This window comes from Rhodophyticola sp. CCM32, assembly GCF_004751985.1.
In the GTDB taxonomy this organism is placed as follows: Bacteria; Pseudomonadota; Alphaproteobacteria; order Rhodobacterales; family Rhodobacteraceae; genus Rhodophyticola.
Map to the genome: position 1 here is coordinate 1,135,889 of NZ_CP038492.1, position 19,930 is coordinate 1,155,818.

Genomic DNA, 19,930 nt, shown 5'->3' on the forward strand with positions numbered 1-19,930 from the left:
CTTACGGATGCTCCGGTAGCGCCTTGAGATAGGCCGCAATCGCGGTGCGGTCGGTGTCTTCCAGCATCGCCAGATTGCGGATGACATCGGCCATATGCCCGCCTGCGCTGTCAAAATCGGGGGTGAAGCCGTCGCGCAGATAGGCGGCGATATCGGCCTCGGACCAGTCAAGCGCGCCCGGGGTGATATTGGGTATCTGCCCCTCGCCATTGGGGTTTGGCGCGCCTGCCAGCCAGCGGCTTCTGTCCAGCCCGCCAAGGGCGTCGCGCGGGGTGTGGCATTCGCCGCAATGCGACATCGCCTCGGCCAGATACTGCCCGCGGGTTGCGGCCTCGGACAGGGCGTCGAAAGGCATCACCCCATCGGGCATGTATAGGAGCTTCCAGACGCCCACCCCGCGCCGGACCGAGAAGGGGAACCCCACCTCATGCGGCAGGGACGGCGCGGGCGAGGCGGGCAGGGTGGCCATGAAGGCGCGCAGGTCGATCAGGTCCTGTACCGTGGCCAGGCGATAGGCCGTATACGGGAAGACCGGATAATAATGCCGCCCTTCGGGCGAGACACCGTTTTGCAACGCATTGAGAAAATCCAGATCACTCCAGCCGCCGATACCGGCCTCGGTGTCAGAGGAGATATTGGGGGCCAGGAATGTCCCGAAATCAGAGGCAAACCGGCGCCCCCCCGACAGGATCAGCCTTGCGTCGCCTTCGGCCTCCGGACCCGCGTGGCAGGAGGCGCAGCCACCCGCCCAGAACACCGCCTCGCCCCGGGCGGCATCCCCGCTCATCCCGGCAAGCAGGGCCGGATCAATGCGGTCCGGCCGGGTCAGAAACCAGCCGATGGCCGCCCCGGTCACAGCCAGAACCGATATGACAGAGATCAGGCGTTTCACATCACATCCTGTGACCGGGGATATACGGGGGCATTCTTCTCAGGACCCGCATGTCCGTTTCTCAACGGGGCTGGCGGAAATCATCATGGCAGGCGCCACAGGCCCCGCCCATGGGCCCCATCGCGCCCCGCAGAGCATCCAGACCGTCCCCGGCCACGGCCTGCAAACCGGTCGCGGCGGTGCCAAGATCACTCCAGTCTTCGGCAAACCCGGCCTGATCCTCCCAGATCGCGGGCAGGGCCCGGGTGTTTTCGGCAGCACCGTTATCGGAGCCTGCGGGCCAGAACGGCTCCTGATGGAGCATGGATATGGCCACCAGATTATCGGCGGCGATCTGCGCCATACCGGCGTCATAGTCGATATTGCCCCGTGCCATATTGCCGAGGATCCCGAGGTTCAGGGATAAAACCCGCATCTCGCCCTGGCGGGCGCCGATGACGCTTGAAAAATCCTGTTGTGCAAAGGCGGTGGCGCCGATGGCGAGAGACAGACAAGCCATTGGCAAAGTGAAACGTCGCGCTGGTGTCATAAGACTTCTCCTGGCTGAGACGATGTATATGTATCCCAAAACCTTAACACAGGCGCGCTCTGGTCCGGCCAGGCTTCACTGTGCGGGATCACAGGGCTGATGTGCATATGTGCACAGGGCGTGCGCGGTTTTGACTTGATGCGGCCTGATCCGGGACAGGCGCTCGCCCGGCGCCTTCGGCTTGATTCCGGGTTGTCAGCGCATCCAGCAAATATCCGCCAAAGTGAAGGATTTTCGATGCAGATCAGACACAAACCGTTTCAGACAAACCGGACCTTGCCGATATAGGGCAGGTTGCGATTGCGCTGCGCGTAATCAATGCCATAGCCCACGACAAATTCATCGGGGATTTCAAAGCCGGTCCAGTCGGCGCGCACATCCACCTCGCGCCGGCTTGGTTTATCCAGCAAGGCAATGGTTCTCAACTTGCCGGGTGCGCGGGTTTTCAACAGCCGGATCACATGGCTTAGCGTGTGACCGGTATCAACGATATCCTCGACCAGAAGCACATCGCGCCCGCCGATCTTGCCTCTCAGATCCTTCAATATCCGCACCTCGCGGGAGCTTTCGGTGCCGTCGCCGTAAGAGGAGGCTTCCAGAAAATCAATCTCGACCGGCAGGGTCAATTCACGCACCAGATCGGCGATGAAAACAAAACTGCCCCTCAAGAGCCCGACCAGCACCAGCTTGTCGGTGCCTGCAAATTCCGCCTCGATGTCGCGGGCCAGGCTTTCGATCCGGGCCGCGATGGCCTTGGCCGAGATCATCATGTCGATTTCATACGCTGGCTGCGCCATTCTGTCCCCGGTCGAACCGCTTGATTTTCCCGCCGAACTCTAGGACATGATCCCCATACCCGAAAGAACAAAACCACCCCATGCCCAGCCATTCCGAAACCCGTGCCCTCAGCTATACTGCGGATCAGATCTATGCCCTTGTGGCGGATGTGGCGCGCTACCCGGAGTTCATTCCATGGACGAATGCGGCGCGGGTCCGCTCGGTCTCTGCGCTGACCGATGGCACGGGCGAGGTGATGCTGGCCGATCTGGTGGTGGGATTCAAAATGTTTCGCGAACGGTTCGGGTCGCGGGTGGTTCTGCGGCCGGGGCTCCGCCGGATCGACACGGAATATATCGACGGGCCGTTCAAGCACATGATGTCATCCTGGCGGTTTGAGGAGGCCGAGGGCGGGTGCCTGGTGCATTTTGACGTGGATTTCGAGTTCAAAAACCGGTTGCTGCAGGGGGCGGCGGGGATGTTTTTTCACGAGGCGATGCAGCGGATCGTGCGCGCTTTCGAGACCCGGGCGGAGGCTCTGTATGGCCCCCCGCCGGGGTGACTGGAAAACGCGCGTTTTCCAGGTGGAATTCCCGGGAATTCCATCTACGCCGCTGCATTCAGGATCAAATCCAGAGCATGGGCAACTGTCGCGGCCCGCACCCCTTTGCGTCCGATCACGCCGAAATCCTTCATCTGCGTCGTAACCGCAGCCTCTGTGGCAAGACCAAAGCAGACCCGCCCCTCGGGTTTGTTTTCTGATCCCCCCGGCCCGGCGATGCCGGTGACGGACAGGGCGATCTGCGCGTGTGACCGGGCCAGCGCACCTTTGGCCATCTCTGCCGCAACTTCGTTGGAAACCGCGCCGAATGCCTCCAGCGTTTCGGCCCTCACCCCCAGCATCTCGATCTTGGCAGTGTTGGAATAGGTCACAAACCCCCGGTCCAGCGCCACTGACGATCCGGCGATATCGGTGATTGCGCCTGCGATCAGCCCGCCGGTACAGCTTTCCGCCGTGGCCAGCATCCAGCCCCGTGCGGCAAGGGCTGCGATCACCTGTTCCGCGCTCACACCAGCACCAGATGGGCGAACACGGCCAGCACCGCCACCACCAGGGCGGCCATCCAGCCCGCGATGATATCGTCCAGCATCACCCCGGTGGGCCCTTTGAGCCCGTCGGCCCAGCCCACGGGGCCGGGTTTCAGGATGTCGAAGGCGCGGAACGCGATGAAGGCGCTCAGCAGCCCGGGCCAGAGCCGCAGCATATCCATATCGGCAAACATCGCCCCGAAAGAGACCGGCCAAAGCGCGATCCACTGGCCGACAACCTCGTCGATCACGATTTCCGACGGGTCATGATCGGCCGCGTCGCGGGTTTCAACACCTGTCGCCCACCAGCCAAGACCGGCAACAAGGATGGTGGCGATGAAGAAGACCCAGAAGCCACCGGCCAGATGCAGCAGATAGGCCAGGGGCAGGGCCGCCAGACTGCCCCATGTGCCGGGGGCCGGGCGCAGATGGCCGATGCCGAACAGGGTTGTGATCGCGTGGGTCATGATGTCACCAATGTTGCTGTGGCCATGGCGGCGATGCCTTCCTTGCGGCCGGTGAAGCCAAGCCGTTCCGAGGTGGTGGCCTTGACCGAGACCCGCCCCGGATCAATCCGCAACAGACGGGCCAGTTCGGCCCGCATCGCCGCTGCATGGGGGCCGATCTTTGGGCGTTCACATATCAGGGTCAGATCCGCATGGGTGATGCGGAAGCCCTGACCCGCGGCCAGTTCCACCGCATGGTTCAGGAAAATATGGCTTTCGGCGCCTTTCCATTGCGGGTCGGACGGGGGGAAATGGGTGCCGATATCGCCTGCGGCCAATGCGCCATAAATCGCGTCGGTCACCGCATGCAGGCCCACATCGGCGTCGGAATGGCCCTGAAGGCCGCGCATATGGGGCACCGGCACCCCGCATAACATCACCTGGTCGCCCGGCCCGAAGCGGTGGACGTCAAACCCGTTGCCGGTGCGAATATCCATCTCTGTATCCTTCAGCAGGCGCGCGGCGCGGGCGAAATCCTGTGGCAGGGTGAGTTTCAGATTGTCCTCATCCCCTTGGGTGATCGCAACCTCTATTCCGAAGGCGCGGGCAACCTCCACATCATCGGCGGCGCCGCCTGCATTGGCTGCATGGGCCGCATGGGCCGCGCGGATCGCCTCCAGCCGGAACCCCTGGGGCGTTTGCGCCCGCCACAGCCCGGCGCGGTCTTCAGGGCCGGTGACGGTTTGTGCGCCCCGCCAGAGCGCATCACTGACCGCGAGGGCCGGGGCGGCACCATCATGGTGATCCAGCGCGTTCAGCACGCCGTCGATCACCGCCCGGGAGACAAGCGGGCGCGCCGCATCATGGATCAGCACCCGGGTCATGCCGCCTGTCACCGCCGCCAGCCCGGCGCGGACCGAAGCATCGCGGCTGTCACCGCCGATCACCTCTGTCACCGGGCGCACATCCTTTGGGCAGGCGGCCTGAAACAGCGTGGAATCATCGGCATGCCGCACCACCAGGATCTGGCCGATCGCCGGATGTGCGGCAAAGGCGCGGATCGTCCGGGCCAGAACAGCGTCGCCCGCCAATGCCCTGTATTGCTTTGGAATTCCCCCGCCCGCCCGGATCCCGCGCCCGGCGGCAACGATGAGGGCGGCGGTGGTCGCATCCGGCGGTATCTTCGGGTGTGTCATCATCCGGCTGTGATAGGGCCTCTGCCCGCGCTGCACAATCAGAGGTCAGGGTTTTGGTCAATTTCGCGCCGCATTGCCTATTTATTGTGCAATTGATTTTGGGCCTTGTTAATAACACAGGGTTTCCTTTGCCCTTCCCGGTGGCAGGCATTACCTCAAACAGCATCTGCACAAGGTTTGAGCAATTGACAGTTTCTCTGGCAGGGCGGGCGCTGACGCCTCCGGTTCTTCTGGCCCCTTTGGCCGGCATCACCGATCTGCCCTTTCGCCAGCTGGTCGCGGGGTTCGGGGCGGGTCTGGTTGTCTCGGAAATGGTTGCCAGCCAGGAGATGGTGCAGGCAAAGCCCAGTGTCCGGGCGCGGGCCGAACTGGGATATGATCAGGAAAACACCGCCGTGCAGATTGCGGGCTGTGAGGCATACTGGATGGCCGAGGCGGCGAAATGCGCCGAAGGGCAGGGCGCGCGGGTCATCGACATCAATATGGGCTGTCCCGCCAAGAAGGTGGTGAACGGTGCCTCCGGCTCGGCCCTGATGCGCGATCTGGATCACGCGCTTGGCCTGATCGAGGCGGTGGTGGGCGCGGTCTCGCTGCCGGTGACGTTGAAAACCCGGCTTGGCTGGGATGATACCTGCCTGAATGCCGCCGATCTGGCCCTGCGCGCCGAGGCTGCGGGCATCCGGATGATCACCATTCATGGGCGCACCCGGTGCCAGTTCTACAAGGGCCGCGCCGATTGGGCCGCAATCCGCGCGGTGCGCGCGGCGGTGACGATCCCGGTGATCGCCAATGGGGATATTACCGACACAGGCACCGCGCGGGCGGCTTTGACGGCCTCGGGTGCCAGCGGCGTGATGGTCGGGCGTGGGGCGCAGGGCCGGCCCTGGCAGCTTGCCCGCATCGCGCATGACCTGTTCGGAACCCCCGCCCCGGTGATCCCGCAGGGCGCGGCGCTGGCCCGTATGGTGGCCGGGCATTACCGCCATATGCTGGCATTTTACGGCCCCGATCCGGGGCTGCGCGTGGCCCGCAAACATCTGGGCTGGTATATGGACGGGGCGGGCACGGATGCGGCAGGGCGCCGGGCGATCCTGACCGCAACGGACCCGCGCGAGGTTCTGGCGCGCCTGCCCGAGGCGCTGAGCCCGACACGCCCGGCGACCCCGCCTCTTCCTGCGGCCCCGACCCTTCTTCCGGCGGAGCGGGCCGCATGACCGCATGGACAAGCTCGCTCTGGACCTCTTTGCCGATCCCTGCGCTGATCCTGGATGTTCATGATTGCATCGGCGATGTGAATCCGGCGGCGGAACAGTTTCTGAATGCCTCCCGCAAGGGGCTGCATGGGTATCCGGTCTGGGACAAGGTTTTTGTCGATGCGCCGCTTGAGACGGCCTTTGCCCGGGTTCGGGAGGGGCAGGCCCCGCTATTCGTCAATACGGTTGAAGTGGGCACGGGAAACAAGAAACCGGTGACCTGTGACGTGCAGATCGCGCCGCTGTCGGACAAGCCCGACCATGTGCTGGTCCTGCTGGAAAGCCGGGAACTGGCCGGGCGGCTTGACCGGGCCATGTCGTCGAAATCCGCAGCCAAATCGGCCATCGGCATGGCCGAAATGCTGGCCCATGAAATCAAGAACCCGCTGGCGGGGATTACCGGGGCGGCGCAGCTGATCTCGATGAATGCCAGTGGCGAGGACCGGGAACTGACGGATCTGATCGTGGGCGAAACCCGGCGGATCGTGAAGCTGCTGGATCAGGTTGAGGAATTCGGAAATGTCCGCCCGCCGGATCGCCGCGCGGTCAACATTCATGATGTGCTGGACCGGGCGCGCAAATCCGCGATGGTGGGTTTTGCCGCCCATATGCAGATCGAATATGATTATGACCCGTCGCTGCCCCTGACATGGGCCGACCCGGACCAGTTGCAGCAGGTGTTTCTGAACCTGTTGAAAAACGCCGCCCAGGCCTGCAAATCCGGCGGCACCCTGACCCTGCACAGCTTTTATGAACCGGGTCTCAAGGTGCGGCGCCGCGATGGATCGGGCGGGGCACTGCCACTGCAGATCGAGATCATAGATGACGGGCCCGGCCTGTCGCAGGCGATTGCCGCCGATATCTTCGAACCTTTTGTCTCGGGCCGTGAAAACGGCACCGGGCTTGGCCTGGCGCTGGTCTCGAAAATCATCGCCGATCACGAAGGCTGGATCGCGGTTGACAGCGTTCCGGGCCGCACCGTGTTTCGCATTTCCCTTCCCGTCGCGCCGAAAGACGGCGCGCCATGACCTTTTCAGGAGACTGACAAAATGGACGGCACCGTTCTTGTCGCTGACGACGACCGCACAATCCGAACCGTGTTGACCCAGGCGCTGACCCGGGCCGGCTGCAAGGTGCATGCGACCTCAAGCCTGATGACGTTGATGCGCTGGGTGGAAGAGGGCAAAGGCGATCTGGTGATCTCGGATGTGGTGATGCCTGACGGGAACGGGCTGGATACCCTGCCGCGGATCACCGGCAAACGCCCGGGTCTTCCGGTGATCATCATCTCGGCGCAGAATACGATCATGACGGCGATTCAGGCAACCGAGGCCGAAGCCTATGATTACCTGCCCAAACCGTTCGACCTGCCCGATCTGATGAAACGCGCCGCGCGTGCGCTGGACCAGAAACGCCGGATGCCGGTGGCCAAACCCGTGGATGAAGACCCGGTCAGCGGGCAGGATGACCTGCCTCTGGTGGGGCGCACGGCACAGATGCAGGCGCTCTACCGGCTGGTGGCGCGGGTGATGAACACGGAATTGCCGGTTCTGATCACCGGTGAAAGCGGCACCGGCAAAAGCCTGATCGCGCGGGCGATCCACGATTTTTCGGACCGACGGACATTGCCCTTTGTGGTGGCCTCGATCGGCGATCTTGAGGGCGCCGATGGCCCGTCAGCGGTGCTGTCGCGGGCCCGTGGCGGCTCGATCCTGTTTGATGAGGTCGGCGATCTGGATGATGAGGCACAGGGCAAGATCGTGCGGATGCTGGATGCCCTGGGCGATGGCGCGCCGCGGGTGATGGCGACCAGCCAGAAAGACCTGATGGAGAAGATGGAGGCCGGGGAGTTCCGGCAGGATCTGTTCTACCGGCTTGGCGGTGTCACCATCAACGTGCCCTCGCTGCGGGAACGGGTGGATGACATCCCGCTTCTGACCGCCCATTTTCTGGCAAGATCCGAGCGTGACGGGACCCCGGTACGCCGGTTTGCACCAGATGCCATGGATCTGATCCGCGCCTATTCCTGGCCCGGCAATGTGCGCCAGCTTGAAAACTGTATCCGCCGGCTGACCGTCACCAGCCAGGTCGAGGAAATCACCAAACCCGAGGTTGAGGCCGTGCTGGGCAACCAGCCCGCCATCGAACCGCTGATGGGCGGCGGCGAAGGCGACAAGCTGAGCGCGTCGGTTGGCAAACATCTGCGCCGGTATTTCGATCTGCACGGGGGGGTGTTGCCGCCGCCCGGTCTGTACACTCGTATCCTGCGCGAGGTGGAGACGCCCCTGATTGAAATCGCCCTTGAGGCCACCGGTGGAAATCAGGCGAAATGCGCCGATCTTCTGGGGATCAACCGGAATACTTTGCGCAAGAAAATCACCGATCTGGATATTCGCGTGACACGCCGCCGCAAGTTGATGTAAAACCGCAACAGTGCCGTGGCGAAAGGGGAACAGCCCCGCGCGGCACCGCAAGGTCTAGCGGCGGGTCAGCATTCTGACCCCATATCAGGGGGCGAAAAGCAGTGCGGTTACCCGCGAATGGTGCGGTAAAATCCCCTTTCAACAGGCTGTTAGAGCTGCGCCAGCAACGCCGTGTGCGCAATGTGGGCACGCTTGGTCTGGTGCTTCTGGGGCCGGCTTTGGCACTGGCAACCTTTCTGGTGCTCGGGCCGCTGGACGAGGCTGCCGATTCTCCCGCGCTGCGTCTCGTTCTGCTGGCCGACATGGTTTACATTCTGGTCGTGGCCGCCCTGGTTCTGCGGCAGGTTGCCCGCATCGTGTCAGCCCGCCGCGCGCGCTCGGCCGGGTCGCGGCTGCATCTGCGTCTGACCGGTGTCTTCGCCATTGTCGCTTTGGTCCCCACGGTTCTGGTGGCCGTCTTTGCCATGATCACTGTGAATATGGGCCTTGAAGGATGGTTTTCCGACCGCGTCTCCTCGGCCCTTGGCAATTCCGTGGATGCAGCCGAGGCTTATCAGCAGGAACATCGCGATGATCTGGCGGCAGATGCGGTGGCGCTTGGCGCCTATCTGAACCTGAACCGGCAGGCGACGCCATTCCTGTCAGACGGCACCCTTGGCCAATATCTGCGGCAGGGCCAGTCGCGCATTCAGCGCGGCCTGCAGGAAGCGTTTGTGATTGACGGAGGAGGGGAGATCCGCGCCCGGGGGGATCGCAGTTATCTGTTCGATTATGAGCGCCCGGATGAGGCTGATCTGGCCCGCGCGGGAGCCGGTGAACTGGTGATTATCGAGGATCGTGAGGTCAATGAGTTTCGCGCGCTTCTGCAGCTTGAGACGTTTGTGGACCGGTATCTTTATGTCAGCCGCGAGGTGGATGGGCAGATCATCTCGCTGCTTGATGACACGCAGCAAACGGTACAGCTTTACCGCCAGCTTGAAAGCGAACGGGGCCGGGTTCTGTTTGAATTCGGCCTGCTCTATCTGGGTTTTGCACTGACCATGATCCTGGCGGCGATCTGGCTGGGATTGTGGTTTGCCGAACGGCTCAGCCGCCCGGTGGGGCGTCTGGCCAGTGCGGCGCAGCGCGTGGGGCAGGGTGATCTGAATGTGCGCGTGGCCGAGGAACGGGGCGATGACGAGATTGCCATGCTGGGGCGGCTGTTCAACCAGATGACCCGGCAGTTGAAAGGCCAGCGGGACAGTCTGGTGGAGCAGAACAGCGCGACCGAGGAAAGCCGGCGATTGTTCGATTCCGTGCTGTCTTCGGTTACCGCAGGAGTGATCGGGCTGGATGCGCAGGGCCGGGTGGATTTCATGAACCGGGCCGCGTTGGGGTTGCTGGACATGGTTGAACAACGCGACCATGGGCTGAGCCTGGTCAATGCGGTGCCGGAATTTGCCGGTCTGTTTGAGCGTTTGCAGGATCGCGGCGGGGAAGCCTTGCAGGAAGAGATCAAGCTGGCGCGGCGGGGCAAGCTGGAAAGCCTGCTGGTCCGCATGGCGACCCGGCGCAATACACAGGATGCGCTGGAAGGGTATGTTGTGGCTTTTGATGACGTCACCCAGCTGGTCAGTGCGCAACGCATGGCGGCCTGGGGGGATGTTGCGCGGCGCATCGCCCATGAAATCAAGAACCCGCTGACGCCGATCCAGTTGTCGGCGGAACGTGTGCGGCGCAAATTCGGCCCGAAACTGGGGGAAAATGCCGCCGATCTGGAGCAATACACAGATGTTATTATCCGCCAGACCAATGACTTGCGGCGCATTGTTGATGAATTTTCGAAATTCGCCCGCATGCCCGAGCCTGAGCGGCGGCCCGAGGATATTGCCAGGCTGTTGCGCGAGGCAGTGACCCTGCAGAAAACGGGCCAGCCCGATGTGCGCTTTACCGCCACCATCCCCGAGGACAGCATCCTTTGCGAGATTGATGCCACGATGATCGGGCAGGCGTTCACAAACCTGATGAAGAATGGCGGGGAAGCCACGGAAAGCTTTACCGAAAAGGGCGCACCGGACGGGTATCGGCCAGAGCTGCGCATCACGATGGAGGCCGACCCGGATGCGGTGATCATTGTGATCAGTGACAATGGCATCGGCCTGCCCGTGGATCGCGCCAAACTGTTTGAGCCCTACGTGACCACCCGCGATACGGGCACCGGTCTGGGCCTGCCGATCGTGAAGAAAATTGTTGAAGAACATAATGGTACGCTTGAGTTGCTGGACGCTGAACCATTCACCGAAGGGGCGCATCGGGGCGCTGCCGCGCGGATTCATTTGCCGCGCCAATCTGAACAGGAAGGGAAGGAATGATGTCCGATATTCTGGTCGTCGATGACGAGCGTGATATCCGCGAGTTGATTTGCGATATTCTGGAAGATGAGGGGTTCACCACCCGCATGGCGGGCAATTCCGATGAGTGCATGGCCGAATTGAACGCCGCCTCGCCCGGGCTGATGATCCTCGATATCTGGCTGAAAGACAGCAATATGGACGGGATCGACATCCTCAAACATGTCAAACGCGATGACCCGGATGTGCCGGTGGTGATCATTTCAGGCCATGGCAATATCGAAATCGCGGTCGCGGCGATCAAACAGGGCGCGTATGATTTCATCGAAAAACCGTTCAATATCGACCAGTTGATGGTGGTGATCCGCCGCGCGATGGAGACCTCGCGCCTGCGCCGCGAGAATTCCGCGCTGCGCCGTCAGGATGGCAAGACCGCCGAGATGATTGGCCAGGGCGCGGCGTTCAAGACGTTGAAAAGCCAGCTTGACAAGGTGACCAAATCCAATGGCCGGGTGATGCTGACCGGCCCGGCCGGATCGGGCAAGGAGGTGGCGGCGCGTTATATTCACGGGCAATCAAACCGGGCCGATGCCCCTTTTGTCACGGTCAATTCCGCCTCGATCCAGCCTGACCATATGGAAGAGGTGCTGTTCGGTCGGGAAAGCGCCGAACGCGGGGTGGAACAGGGGCTGCTGGAACAGGCCCATGGCGGGGTGATCTATTTCGACGAGGTGGCCGATATGCCCCTTGGCACGCAGTCGAAAATTCTCCGCGTGATGGTCGACCAGTCTTTCACCCGTGTGGGGGGGACCGCCAAAGTGCGGGTGGATTTGCGGGTGATCTCCTCAACCACGCGCGACCTGCAGGCGGAAATTGCTGCGGGAACCTTCCGCGAGGAACTGTATCACCGGCTCAATGTGGTGCCGATCGAGGTGCCCAGTCTTGAGGACCGGCGCGAGGATATCCCGCTTCTGGCGAAGCATTTCATTGCCCAGTTCAATGCCGATCAGGGGCTGCCTCTGCGTGATCTGGGCGAAGATGCGGAAGCCATGCTGCAAACCATGCGCTGGCCCGGCAATGTGCGGCAGTTGAAAAACGTGGTGGAACGGGTGCTGATCCTGGGCGAAGATACCGGCCCGATCGAGGCGCGCGACCTGCCGGGGCAAAGCGAGGCGGCAAGCGAGGAAGAGGATATTGCCCTGTCGGCGGGCCTGACCACCTTGCCGCTCCGCGATGCGCGGGAATTGTTTGAACGGCATTATCTGATGGCGCAGATCAACCGCTTCGGGGGGAATATCTCGCGCACCGCCAGTTTCGTGGGGATGGAACGCAGCGCGCTGCATCGCAAGCTGAAATCCCTGGGCGTGGTCACCACCAACAAATCCGGCGCCCGTGTGGCCCAGGTCGAGGAAAGCTGAGGCAATTGCCGGCTGTGAGGGCGGGTGGAATTCTGGAGAATTCCGGCGCTCCGGCTTGTGGCCCTATAGCGCCGGCCTGAAATCCTGAATCATCCCACACCTCCCTCCCGCCCGGCGATGCCCGCCGCCGATAGCGATTTGCGTTTTACAAGGCCGCCCCATCGAAAACCGCGTGCGAGTGCGAAGGCGCGGGGCAGGCGGGTTTTCAAAACCGGGAATTTTACCGATGGGTCGGCTCGCAATTGACGGCAGGGGCGCAACCTGCCATTCAGAACCTCTCTGATCCGACCCTCACGGGGCAAAGGCACATGAAGGTCATCATTTGCGGCGCAGGCCAGGTCGGCTGGCAAATCGCGCGTCATCTTTCCGGCGAAAACAACGATGTGACGGTGGTTGACAACAACCCCGATCTTGTGCGCCGGGCCACCGAAACGCTGGATGTGCAGGGTCTGGCCGGGTTTGCCTCTTACCCCGATGTTCTGGACCGGGCGGGCGCGCGTGACGCGGATATGATCATCGCAGCGACCCATTCCGATGAGGTCAATATGGTCACCTGTCAGGTGGCCCATTCGGTGTTCTCGGTCCCGCGCAAAATCGCCAGGCTGCGGGCGCAAAGCTACCTGAACGCGATCTATTCCGATCTCTATCGCCGGGATCATCTGCCGATTGACGTGGTGATCAGCCCCGAACGCGAAGTGGCGAACGCGGCATTGCGGCGCCTGTCCTCACCCTCGACTTTCGACACGGAAAGCTTTCTGGGCGGGGACGCGCAGATACTGGGCATTCATCTCGATGATGACTGCCCGGTGCTCAACACCCCCCTGCGCCAGTTGTCCGAGCTGTTTTCAACCCTGCGCGCGCTTGTGGTGGGCATCCGGCGCGAGGGCACGCTGTTTGCACCGGAACCGGGCGATCAGCTTTTCGCGGGGGACCAGATTTATGTCTTCACCCATGTGCAGGACAGTTCCCGCACCCTGGAGATTTTCGGCAAGGAGACCAAAACCCAGGACCGGGTGGTGATCATCGGCGGCGGCAATGTGGGGCTGGCCGTGGCCCGGGAGCTGGAGAAAAGCGCCACCCGTATCCGCGCCAAGGTGGTGGAGATGTCGCGCCACAATGCCGAACAGGCCGCCGATGCGCTGGAACGGACCATTGTGCTGCATGGGGACGGGCTTGATATCGACATCCTGCGCGAGGCGGGGGTGGACCGGGCCGATACGGTGCTATGTGTCACCGATGATGACAAGACCAACCTTCTGGCCGCCGTCCGGGCGAAGACCGCAGGCGCGAAAGTGTCGATCGCCCTGGTCAATGACCCGACACTGGTGCCGCTGATGATGCCTTTGGGGATCGACGCCTATGTGAACCCGCGCACCACCACGGTGGGGTCGATCCTGCGCCATATCCGCCATGGCCGGGTGCGCGGTGTCTATTCCATCGGCGATGCCGAGGCCGAGGTGATTGAGGCGCAGGTCTTGTCCACCTCGCCCATTGCCGGGCGGGCCCTGCGCGATATCGACTTCCCCGAGGGGGTGATCATCGGCGCGGTGCAGAAGGGCGGCAAGGTGATGCGCCCCACCGGGTCGACCCGGATCGAGGAAGGCGATGCCATTGCCATTTTCGCCATGGCGGCGGATGTGCCGGCGGTCGAGACATTGCTGCAAGTCTCGATAGATTTCTTCTAGGCTCATGCGCGGCTATTTCTCCCGCCTGCCACTGATTGTCGTGCTGATGGGCATCGGTGCGCTGGCGATGCTGGTGCCTGCGGCGGTGGCGACCGGGATGGATGACCATTTCACCGGCCGGGTGTTCCTCTATTCCTCGATCCTGTTTCTGTTCCTGACCGGGCTGATCGGGTTTGCCACCCAGACCATGCGGCCGGCCAGCTCGCCCCGCGTCCATCTGGTCGGGCTGTTGTCTTCCTATATCGCGCTGCCGCTGATGCTGGCCTTTCCCCTGTCCGAGGCGGTGGGCAATACGCTTTATATCAACGCCTATCTCGAAATGGTGTCGAGCCTGACCACAACCGGCGCCAGCTTTTTCGACCCGGATCGTCTGGCCCCTGCGGTGCATCTGTGGCGCGGGCTGGTGGGCTGGATGGGTGGGCTTCTGATCTGGGTGACGGCGGTGGCGGTTCTGGCGCCGCTGAACCTTGGCGGGTATGAGGTCACGTCAGAGGCGCAGGTTCTGGGCGGTGTGCAGGCCGGGTCAGGGCAGATGCAGGCGGCCCCCCCGGCGGAACGCCTGCGCCGTCATACCCTGCGGCTGGCGCCGATCTATCTGATGCTGACCGTCCTTCTCTGGCTTGGTCTGCTGATTGCGCAGGAAACGCCTCTGGCGGCGCTGATCCATGCGATGTCGACCATGGCCACCTCGGGCATCAGCCCGGTGGGCGGGATGGAGGGGCGTGCCCCCGGCGTGGCGGGGGAGGCGTTGATTTTTCTGTTTTTCATCTTTGCGGTCTCGCGCTGGTCCTTCGCCTCGGCAAGCGCGGTCCAGGCTGCCCAGCGGCTGACCCGTGACCGGGAGCTGCGCCTGGCGGTCTTTGCGGTTGTGGTTCTGCCGACGCTGCTTTTCGCCCGCCATTGGCTGGGTGCGCTGGAGGTGGATGAACTGGCCAATTCCAAAGCCGCGCTGGCCGCACTTTGGGGCAGTGTCTTTACCGTGTTGTCATTTTTGACAACCACCGGTTTCGTGTCCGAAAGCTGGGGCATGGCGCGGGCCTGGTCGGGCCTGCCGACCCCCGGCCTGATCCTGATCGGGCTGGTCCTGATGGGGGGCGGGGTGGCGACAACCGCGGGCGGGGTCAAACTGTTGCGGGTCTATGCGCTGTACAAGCATGGCACCCGCGAGATGGGCAAACTGACCCACCCCAACTCGGTTGCGGGCGCGGGCCGCCTTGGCCGCCGGATTCGCCGGGAAGGGGCCTATATCGCATGGATTTTCTTCATGTTATTCGTTCTGACCCTGGCCGGTGTCAGCACCGTTCTGGCGCTGGCGGGGCTGGATTTCGAGGCATCCATGGTGTTGGCGATCTCGGCCTTGACCACCACCGGGCCGCTGGCATCCGTCGCCGCAGAAACCCCGATTTCCTATCTGGGGCTCAGCGATCTGGCCAAGCTGATCCTGGCTGTGGCAATGATTATCGGGCGCATGGAAACACTGGTTCTGCTGGCCCTGATCAACCCGGGATACTGGCGCGCGTGATGCATTTGCAGCATCACTTGTCTAAAGCACCCTGCCTGAAACTTGAATCACAAATACCCTGCCACGCTTCGCGTTCCCGGGACATTTGTGATGCGCGATGTCTCAGGTTTAAGGCAGCATGCTATAATGCGCTGGAATCGGGGTGGAAATCTGCTGAACTTGCCCCCATACTCTGTTCCGTCCGCTCACAGACTGTCATCCATCCAAAGACAGCACAAAAGACAAGGCAAGTTTCACAATGGCCGAAAACAAACAAAACCTGCAGGACTCGTTTCTCAACCATGTTCGGAAAACAAAGGTCCCGGTCACGATTTTTCTGATCAATGGTGTCAAACTGCAGGGGGTCATCACCTGGTTTGACAATTTCTGTGTGCTGTTGCGCCGTGATGGTCAGTCACAACTGGTGTACAAACACGCGATTTCGACGGTGATGCCGTCGCAGCCGATCAGTCTCTATGACGGGGAAGAGTGAGCGATAACTCGCTGAGTGCCGAGACCGAGGGCCCGGCGATGCGGGCCATCGTCCTTCACCCCGATATCGAGACCAACCGGAACCGCCGCGCGGCCACCCCCGCGCTGGAGGAGGCCGTGGCACTGGCCGCGGCCCTGCCTGAACTGGAAGTGGCCGGTGCAGAGATTGTGCGCCTGCCCAGGGCACAGCCCGGCCTGCTGTTCGGCAAAGGCAAGATCGCCGAGTTGAAGCGCCGGATCGAAGAGGCCGGGGCCGGTCTGGTTCTGGTCGATGGCCCGGTCACACCGGTGCAGCAACGCAATCTGGAAAAGGAATGGGGCGTCAAGCTTCTGGACCGGACCGGGTTGATCCTGGAAATCTTCGCCGATCGTGCCCGCACCCGTGAAGGGGTGTTGCAGGTGGAGCTTGCGGCCTTGTCCTACCAACGCACCCGGCTGGTCCGCGCCTGGACCCATCTGGAACGCCAGCGCGGCGGGCTTGGCTTTGTCGGTGGCCCCGGCGAGACCCAGATCGAGGCGGACAGGCGCGCGATTGACGAGGCGGTCACCCGCATCCGCCGCCAGCTTGGCAAGGTCGTCAAAACCCGCGCCCTGCATCGCGCCGCGCGCAAGAAGGTGCCGTACCCGGTGGTGGCGCTGGTGGGCTATACCAATGCGGGGAAATCGACGCTGTTCAACCGGATGACCGGGGCCGAGGTGATGGCGAAAGACATGCTGTTTGCCACGCTTGACCCGACCATGCGGGCGGTGAGCCTGCCTGACGGGACCGAGGTGATTCTGTCTGATACGGTGGGTTTCATAAGTGATCTGCCGACGCAGCTGGTTGCCGCGTTCCGCGCCACGCTGGAGGAGGTGCTGGACGCGGATCTGATCCTCCATGTGCGCGATATCTCTCATCCCGAGACCGGGGCGCAGGCCGAGGATGTGGCCGCGATCATGGCTGATCTGGGGGTCAAAGACAGCGCGCCCATGATCGAGATCTGGAACAAATCCGACCTTTTGCCCGATGACCGGGCCGAGGAACTGAGCCAAATCGCCCGGCGGCGCGACACGACCCATGTGATTTCGGCCCTGAGCGGGCAGGGGCTTGCCCCGCTTCTGACGGACATCGCCCGCGCCGTCTCCCCGCCGCGACACCAGACAAAGCTTGACCTGCCCCACGCGGAAGGCCGCAAACGCGCCTGGCTTTACGAACAGGGCGTCGTGGAGGCCGAAGACCAGGACGAGGATACGGCCCACCTGACCGTCAACTGGACCCGCCGCCAGGAAAAGGCGTTTTGGCAGCTTTGAGGTTAAGTGGCGAATGCTGCGCTACCCATGAAGGTCAGTTTTTGCGAGAATGGTTCAAACGACATAGAAGGGCTTATGCGCCAAAAAATCAGCGGAACGCAGAAATTCGCTGCGGTAGAAACTTCACAAGGCTACCGTCAAAAAGCGGACATTCTGACACCACTGTCATCAGTCCTCCCAATCATCTTCAAGTGCTTCCATTGGCGGCAGGTCTGTTCCGTAGAACGCCTGACGATGAAGGTGCAAGTTCACTCGGACCGATACATTTTTTTGCAGCGATGTTATACCAAGATGCTTACTGACTTTCGTTTCAGCAATCATTTGTTCACCCCATTGACCAGTTTTTCCGTTCCAAACCTCAGCGTCTTCAGTGAGCATTTTTGCGGCTTTTTGAAATGTCCAATCAGGGTCAGGTTTGCGATATATGTACCACGAATCTTCGGTCGGATAATCAATACGTTCTGGGATGTCGTGCCCGCCACCACCCGTCTGTTCACGTGGCCTGGTACTACCCCAATCGCCATATACAATTTTTCGGTCATTCCTGTTCGCTTGTACTTGTTGGACCAAAACACGATTTGAAAACCCAACCTTAGTACGACCAACGCAATTGCTATATCCTTTCGGCATGGTCGTGCATGACGCAACGATTGGAACTTGCGCGTTGATTTCGGCCAGTGCGTTTCCGATAATCCCGCTAAACCAAGCCGGTAGTTGTAAAGCATCTCGCGCCCATCCACCTTCTAAGATGATTACAAAGTCAGCCGCACCAAATGCGGAAACCGCTGATATGGCGTCTTCTAAGTTTATCGGTTCGCGATCACGAAAGATGCGCAGCGCAAAAGTTCGCCCAAATTCGCGATACCGCTGAATCTGTTTTCTAATTTCGTCCTCGTTTTGATCGCGAAGCTGCAAACAGGGCATCACTTTTTCATGCCTTTGTACAAACTCACACCATGATGCATATGCGTTAGCTGGGTTTTTAAGCGACGCGAGTTCTACTTGTGCATCGGCATCGGGATTTGTTGGAATATAGCCGCGGTCAATATCAAGGAAGTAGTCGCCTTTGGGGAAAGCCGTCTCAAATCGATCTATCGCCTTACCGAGTGTTGTCGTGCTACTCCAAGGAGCTAGTAAGACGCACGGCGTCATTCGCTCTTTTGTCGCAAGAGGCAAGAACTCCAAACCCCGCATTTCGCTTGCGCGTATTGCAAGTGTCGGTACGTAAGATACCCGTTCTAGGGCCATGCGAACTTCCTATGCTGCTACATTCTGGAGACGAATTTCCATTGCCCCTTTGGACACCTTGAAGTCTTGCGCAAGCACTTCAATGACTCCCTCACTCACGCGACCACCGAGTTCCCCAAGTCGCCGTTCTACAGAACCGCGAGGCATCAAGATATCGGCTGCAAGGCGATTAGCCTGATACTCTATGTTCTCTGGTGCGCCAGAACGGTACAAAACAGTATCCCTAATTCCTTCTGGGGATGCGTCAATGATATCGCGGTGAAGTAGAAAATGTGCAATCTCATGCGCAATCGTAAAACGCTGACGCTCTTTAGCTTCAAAACGATTTACTTTAATTATGTAACCACCATCCGCATTGCGCGAAATTTGACCGGAATTTCCAGGCCCAAGATTTGCGACCTTAATACGTAAGCCGAGGCGTTGTGCGAGTGCGCCAACCGCGACGGACTCGTTCGCCTGAAATTCTTCGATCAATGCACGATGCTCACCCGATAACCGCGTCCATTCTCGTGATTGCGCCATTCTATCTCTCCTCCATATCTGGATCGGCGTCTTCATCGTCAAGACTTTGACCGACCCCGTAAGCAATAGCTGTTACTTTCGCTTGCAAGTTGGCTTCTACCCTGTCCAACTTTTCATCGACTTTTTTCATTCGTTCTGTGACTGCATTATTCACTTCAGACTTGGCGTCGTCTTTAAGGCTCGAAACCGTGTAGGCGGCAACAACACCAATTGCGATACCGACAGCGGCCAAAACAACCGTAACGCAGGTCAACAACAACGTCAGAAAATCGGTGTAGCTAATGTTCATTTCGGCTAGTGGGACGCTGGAAGTTGCGTCAGGCAGGTTCACGGAGTTGTGCGATATGACGATGTAAAGGATTGCTGCACCGCAAAAAGCTGCGGCGACAAGCTTCAAAAAACTACCTAACTGGCCCATACCGCCCGACGCACCCGTTTTTTAGAATGTTTAACTGTACTCCATCGCAAGGTAAACCATTCATTCTAGCACCCAACCACTAGACTGCTAAGACTAATACCTGTTCTCACTCCGTTATGTTCTATATTTGTTCTAGATGGCTGAATGTCAAGATGACGTCTGTAACTTTTTGTTTTAGGTGCTTTTTGTCGGACTTTTCCAGCCTCTCAGCAACTGCCATCTTCTATGCCACATACCAGTCGATGTTTGCGTGTGGGGAACGTCCGAAATGCGGGCTGCGGGCGCAGCATTCTCGGATCGTGCTCAATGTCGGCAATGGGCCGACTGGTGCGTAAGTCATAGTTTATGCACCACTACAGAAAATCATGCAAAATTGGGCTATGGAGACGGTTCATAAATCGGGTGCAGGTTTGGGCATGAA

At 60.9% G+C, this 19,930-nt stretch carries 19 protein-coding genes; 10 read left to right on the forward strand and 9 right to left on the reverse strand.

The window, feature by feature from the left end:
• Position 1: 1 nt before the first annotated feature.
• The 3 genes from E2K80_RS05550 to hpt form a co-directional block, all read right to left on the reverse strand.
• Positions 2-892, reverse strand: a complete 891-nt coding sequence (locus E2K80_RS05550; protein WP_135373516.1) for a cytochrome c — start codon at positions 890-892, stop codon at positions 2-4.
• Between the two features lie 61 nt (positions 893-953).
• The gene (locus tag E2K80_RS05555; protein WP_135373518.1) at positions 954-1,391 is read right to left on the reverse strand and encodes a c-type cytochrome; all 438 of its coding nucleotides are present in this window, start codon (positions 1,389-1,391) and stop codon (positions 954-956) included.
• A gap of 290 nt (positions 1,392-1,681) precedes the next feature.
• Positions 1,682-2,218 (reverse strand): hypoxanthine phosphoribosyltransferase, encoded by a 537-nt coding sequence (hpt, locus tag E2K80_RS05560; protein ID WP_135373520.1) that lies wholly within the window; start codon positions 2,216-2,218, stop codon positions 1,682-1,684.
• A gap of 80 nt (positions 2,219-2,298) precedes the next feature.
• Between hpt and E2K80_RS05565 the strand changes: the two genes are divergently transcribed.
• Complete coding sequence (locus E2K80_RS05565; RefSeq protein ID WP_135373522.1) at positions 2,299-2,760, forward strand: type II toxin-antitoxin system RatA family toxin; 462 nt, start codon at positions 2,299-2,301, stop codon at positions 2,758-2,760.
• A gap of 44 nt (positions 2,761-2,804) precedes the next feature.
• Here E2K80_RS05565 and E2K80_RS05570 read toward each other — a convergent pair whose 3' ends face one another.
• The 3 genes from E2K80_RS05570 to E2K80_RS05580 are packed head-to-tail and all read right to left on the reverse strand — an operon-like array spanning position 2,805 to position 4,929.
• Complete coding sequence (locus tag E2K80_RS05570; protein WP_135373524.1) at positions 2,805-3,269, reverse strand: CinA family protein; 465 nt, start codon at positions 3,267-3,269, stop codon at positions 2,805-2,807.
• Positions 3,266-3,754 (reverse strand): phosphatidylglycerophosphatase A family protein, encoded by a 489-nt coding sequence (locus tag E2K80_RS05575; protein ID WP_135373526.1) that lies wholly within the window; start codon positions 3,752-3,754, stop codon positions 3,266-3,268. Before E2K80_RS05575 ends, E2K80_RS05570 begins: the two co-directional genes overlap by 4 nt.
• A complete protein-coding gene (locus tag E2K80_RS05580) occupies positions 3,751-4,929 on the reverse strand; it encodes a bifunctional 2-C-methyl-D-erythritol 4-phosphate cytidylyltransferase/2-C-methyl-D-erythritol 2,4-cyclodiphosphate synthase (RefSeq protein WP_135373528.1) in 1,179 nt (392 codons plus the stop codon). Before E2K80_RS05580 ends, E2K80_RS05575 begins: the two co-directional genes overlap by 4 nt.
• Positions 4,930-5,114: 185 nt before the next feature.
• Between E2K80_RS05580 and dusB the strand changes: the two genes are divergently transcribed.
• The 9 genes from dusB to hflX all read left to right on the forward strand — a co-directional run bounded on the left by dusB (position 5,115) and on the right by hflX (position 17,321).
• Positions 5,115-6,143, forward strand: a complete 1,029-nt coding sequence (gene dusB / locus E2K80_RS05585) for a tRNA dihydrouridine synthase DusB (protein WP_135373530.1) — start codon at positions 5,115-5,117, stop codon at positions 6,141-6,143.
• Positions 6,140-7,210, forward strand: a complete 1,071-nt coding sequence (locus tag E2K80_RS05590) for a two-component system sensor histidine kinase NtrB (protein WP_135373534.1) — start codon at positions 6,140-6,142, stop codon at positions 7,208-7,210. The genes dusB and E2K80_RS05590 overlap by 4 nt, the downstream gene beginning before the upstream one ends.
• A 21-nt stretch (positions 7,211-7,231) precedes the next feature.
• Positions 7,232-8,605, forward strand: a complete 1,374-nt coding sequence (locus tag E2K80_RS05595; RefSeq protein WP_135373538.1) for a response regulator — start codon at positions 7,232-7,234, stop codon at positions 8,603-8,605.
• 101 nt (positions 8,606-8,706) lie between these two features.
• Positions 8,707-10,956, forward strand: a complete 2,250-nt coding sequence (locus E2K80_RS05600; RefSeq protein WP_135373541.1) for a sensor histidine kinase NtrY-like — start codon at positions 8,707-8,709, stop codon at positions 10,954-10,956.
• On the forward strand, positions 10,956-12,353 hold the full coding sequence (ntrX, locus tag E2K80_RS05605; RefSeq protein ID WP_135373544.1) for a nitrogen assimilation response regulator NtrX: 1,398 nt from the start codon (positions 10,956-10,958) through the stop codon (positions 12,351-12,353). Before E2K80_RS05600 ends, ntrX begins: the two co-directional genes overlap by 1 nt.
• A gap of 308 nt (positions 12,354-12,661) precedes the next feature.
• Entirely contained in the window at positions 12,662-14,038 is a 1,377-nt protein-coding gene (gene trkA, locus E2K80_RS05610) for a Trk system potassium transporter TrkA (protein ID WP_135373547.1), read from the forward strand.
• A gap of 4 nt (positions 14,039-14,042) precedes the next feature.
• Complete coding sequence (locus E2K80_RS05615; RefSeq protein WP_135373549.1) at positions 14,043-15,560, forward strand: TrkH family potassium uptake protein; 1,518 nt, start codon at positions 14,043-14,045, stop codon at positions 15,558-15,560.
• 238 nt (positions 15,561-15,798) lie between these two features.
• A complete protein-coding gene (gene hfq / locus E2K80_RS05620) occupies positions 15,799-16,032 on the forward strand; it encodes an RNA chaperone Hfq (protein ID WP_135373551.1) in 234 nt (77 codons plus the stop codon).
• A gap of 38 nt (positions 16,033-16,070) precedes the next feature.
• Complete coding sequence (gene hflX / locus E2K80_RS05625) at positions 16,071-17,321, forward strand: GTPase HflX (RefSeq protein WP_135376489.1); 1,251 nt, start codon at positions 16,071-16,073, stop codon at positions 17,319-17,321.
• Positions 17,322-17,489: 168 nt separating this feature from the next.
• On the opposite strand, the gene E2K80_RS05630 is transcribed toward hflX, so the two are convergent.
• Genes E2K80_RS05630 through E2K80_RS05640 form a run of 3 tightly spaced genes read right to left on the reverse strand, consistent with a single transcriptional unit; the run spans position 17,490 to position 19,509 of the window.
• Positions 17,490-18,569, reverse strand: a complete 1,080-nt coding sequence (locus E2K80_RS05630) for a beta family protein (protein ID WP_135373553.1) — start codon at positions 18,567-18,569, stop codon at positions 17,490-17,492.
• A gap of 9 nt (positions 18,570-18,578) precedes the next feature.
• A complete protein-coding gene (locus E2K80_RS05635; protein ID WP_135373555.1) occupies positions 18,579-19,091 on the reverse strand; it encodes an ImmA/IrrE family metallo-endopeptidase in 513 nt (170 codons plus the stop codon).
• Between the two features lies 1 nt (position 19,092).
• On the reverse strand, positions 19,093-19,509 hold the full coding sequence (locus tag E2K80_RS05640; protein WP_135373557.1) for a hypothetical protein: 417 nt from the start codon (positions 19,507-19,509) through the stop codon (positions 19,093-19,095).
• Positions 19,510-19,930 lie beyond the last annotated feature (421 nt).

Bases quoted from the DNA above. Each gene is read 5' to 3' on its own strand.
- E2K80_RS05595 (WP_135373538.1), top strand. From the start codon at position 7,232: ATGGACGGCACCGTTCTTGTCGCTGACGACGACCGCACAATCCGAACC.
- hflX (WP_135376489.1), top strand. From the start codon at position 16,071: ATGCGGGCCATCGTCCTTCACCCCGATATCGAGACCAACCGGAACCGC.
- E2K80_RS05640 (WP_135373557.1), bottom strand. From the start codon at position 19,509: ATGGGCCAGTTAGGTAGTTTTTTGAAGCTTGTCGCCGCAGCTTTTTGC.
- E2K80_RS05580 (WP_135373528.1), bottom strand. From the start codon at position 4,929: ATGACACACCCGAAGATACCGCCGGATGCGACCACCGCCGCCCTCATC.
- E2K80_RS05630 (WP_135373553.1), bottom strand. From the start codon at position 18,569: ATGGCCCTAGAACGGGTATCTTACGTACCGACACTTGCAATACGCGCA.
- trkA (WP_135373547.1), top strand. From the start codon at position 12,662: ATGAAGGTCATCATTTGCGGCGCAGGCCAGGTCGGCTGGCAAATCGCG.
- ntrX (WP_135373544.1), top strand. From the start codon at position 10,956: ATGTCCGATATTCTGGTCGTCGATGACGAGCGTGATATCCGCGAGTTG.
- E2K80_RS05555 (WP_135373518.1), bottom strand. From the start codon at position 1,391: ATGGCTTGTCTGTCTCTCGCCATCGGCGCCACCGCCTTTGCACAACAG.
- hpt (WP_135373520.1), bottom strand. From the start codon at position 2,218: ATGGCGCAGCCAGCGTATGAAATCGACATGATGATCTCGGCCAAGGCC.
- E2K80_RS05565 (WP_135373522.1), top strand. From the start codon at position 2,299: ATGCCCAGCCATTCCGAAACCCGTGCCCTCAGCTATACTGCGGATCAG.
- hfq (WP_135373551.1), top strand. From the start codon at position 15,799: ATGGCCGAAAACAAACAAAACCTGCAGGACTCGTTTCTCAACCATGTT.
- E2K80_RS05575 (WP_135373526.1), bottom strand. From the start codon at position 3,754: ATGACCCACGCGATCACAACCCTGTTCGGCATCGGCCATCTGCGCCCG.
- E2K80_RS05615 (WP_135373549.1), top strand. From the start codon at position 14,043: ATGCGCGGCTATTTCTCCCGCCTGCCACTGATTGTCGTGCTGATGGGC.
- E2K80_RS05590 (WP_135373534.1), top strand. From the start codon at position 6,140: ATGACCGCATGGACAAGCTCGCTCTGGACCTCTTTGCCGATCCCTGCG.
- E2K80_RS05635 (WP_135373555.1), bottom strand. From the start codon at position 19,091: ATGGCGCAATCACGAGAATGGACGCGGTTATCGGGTGAGCATCGTGCA.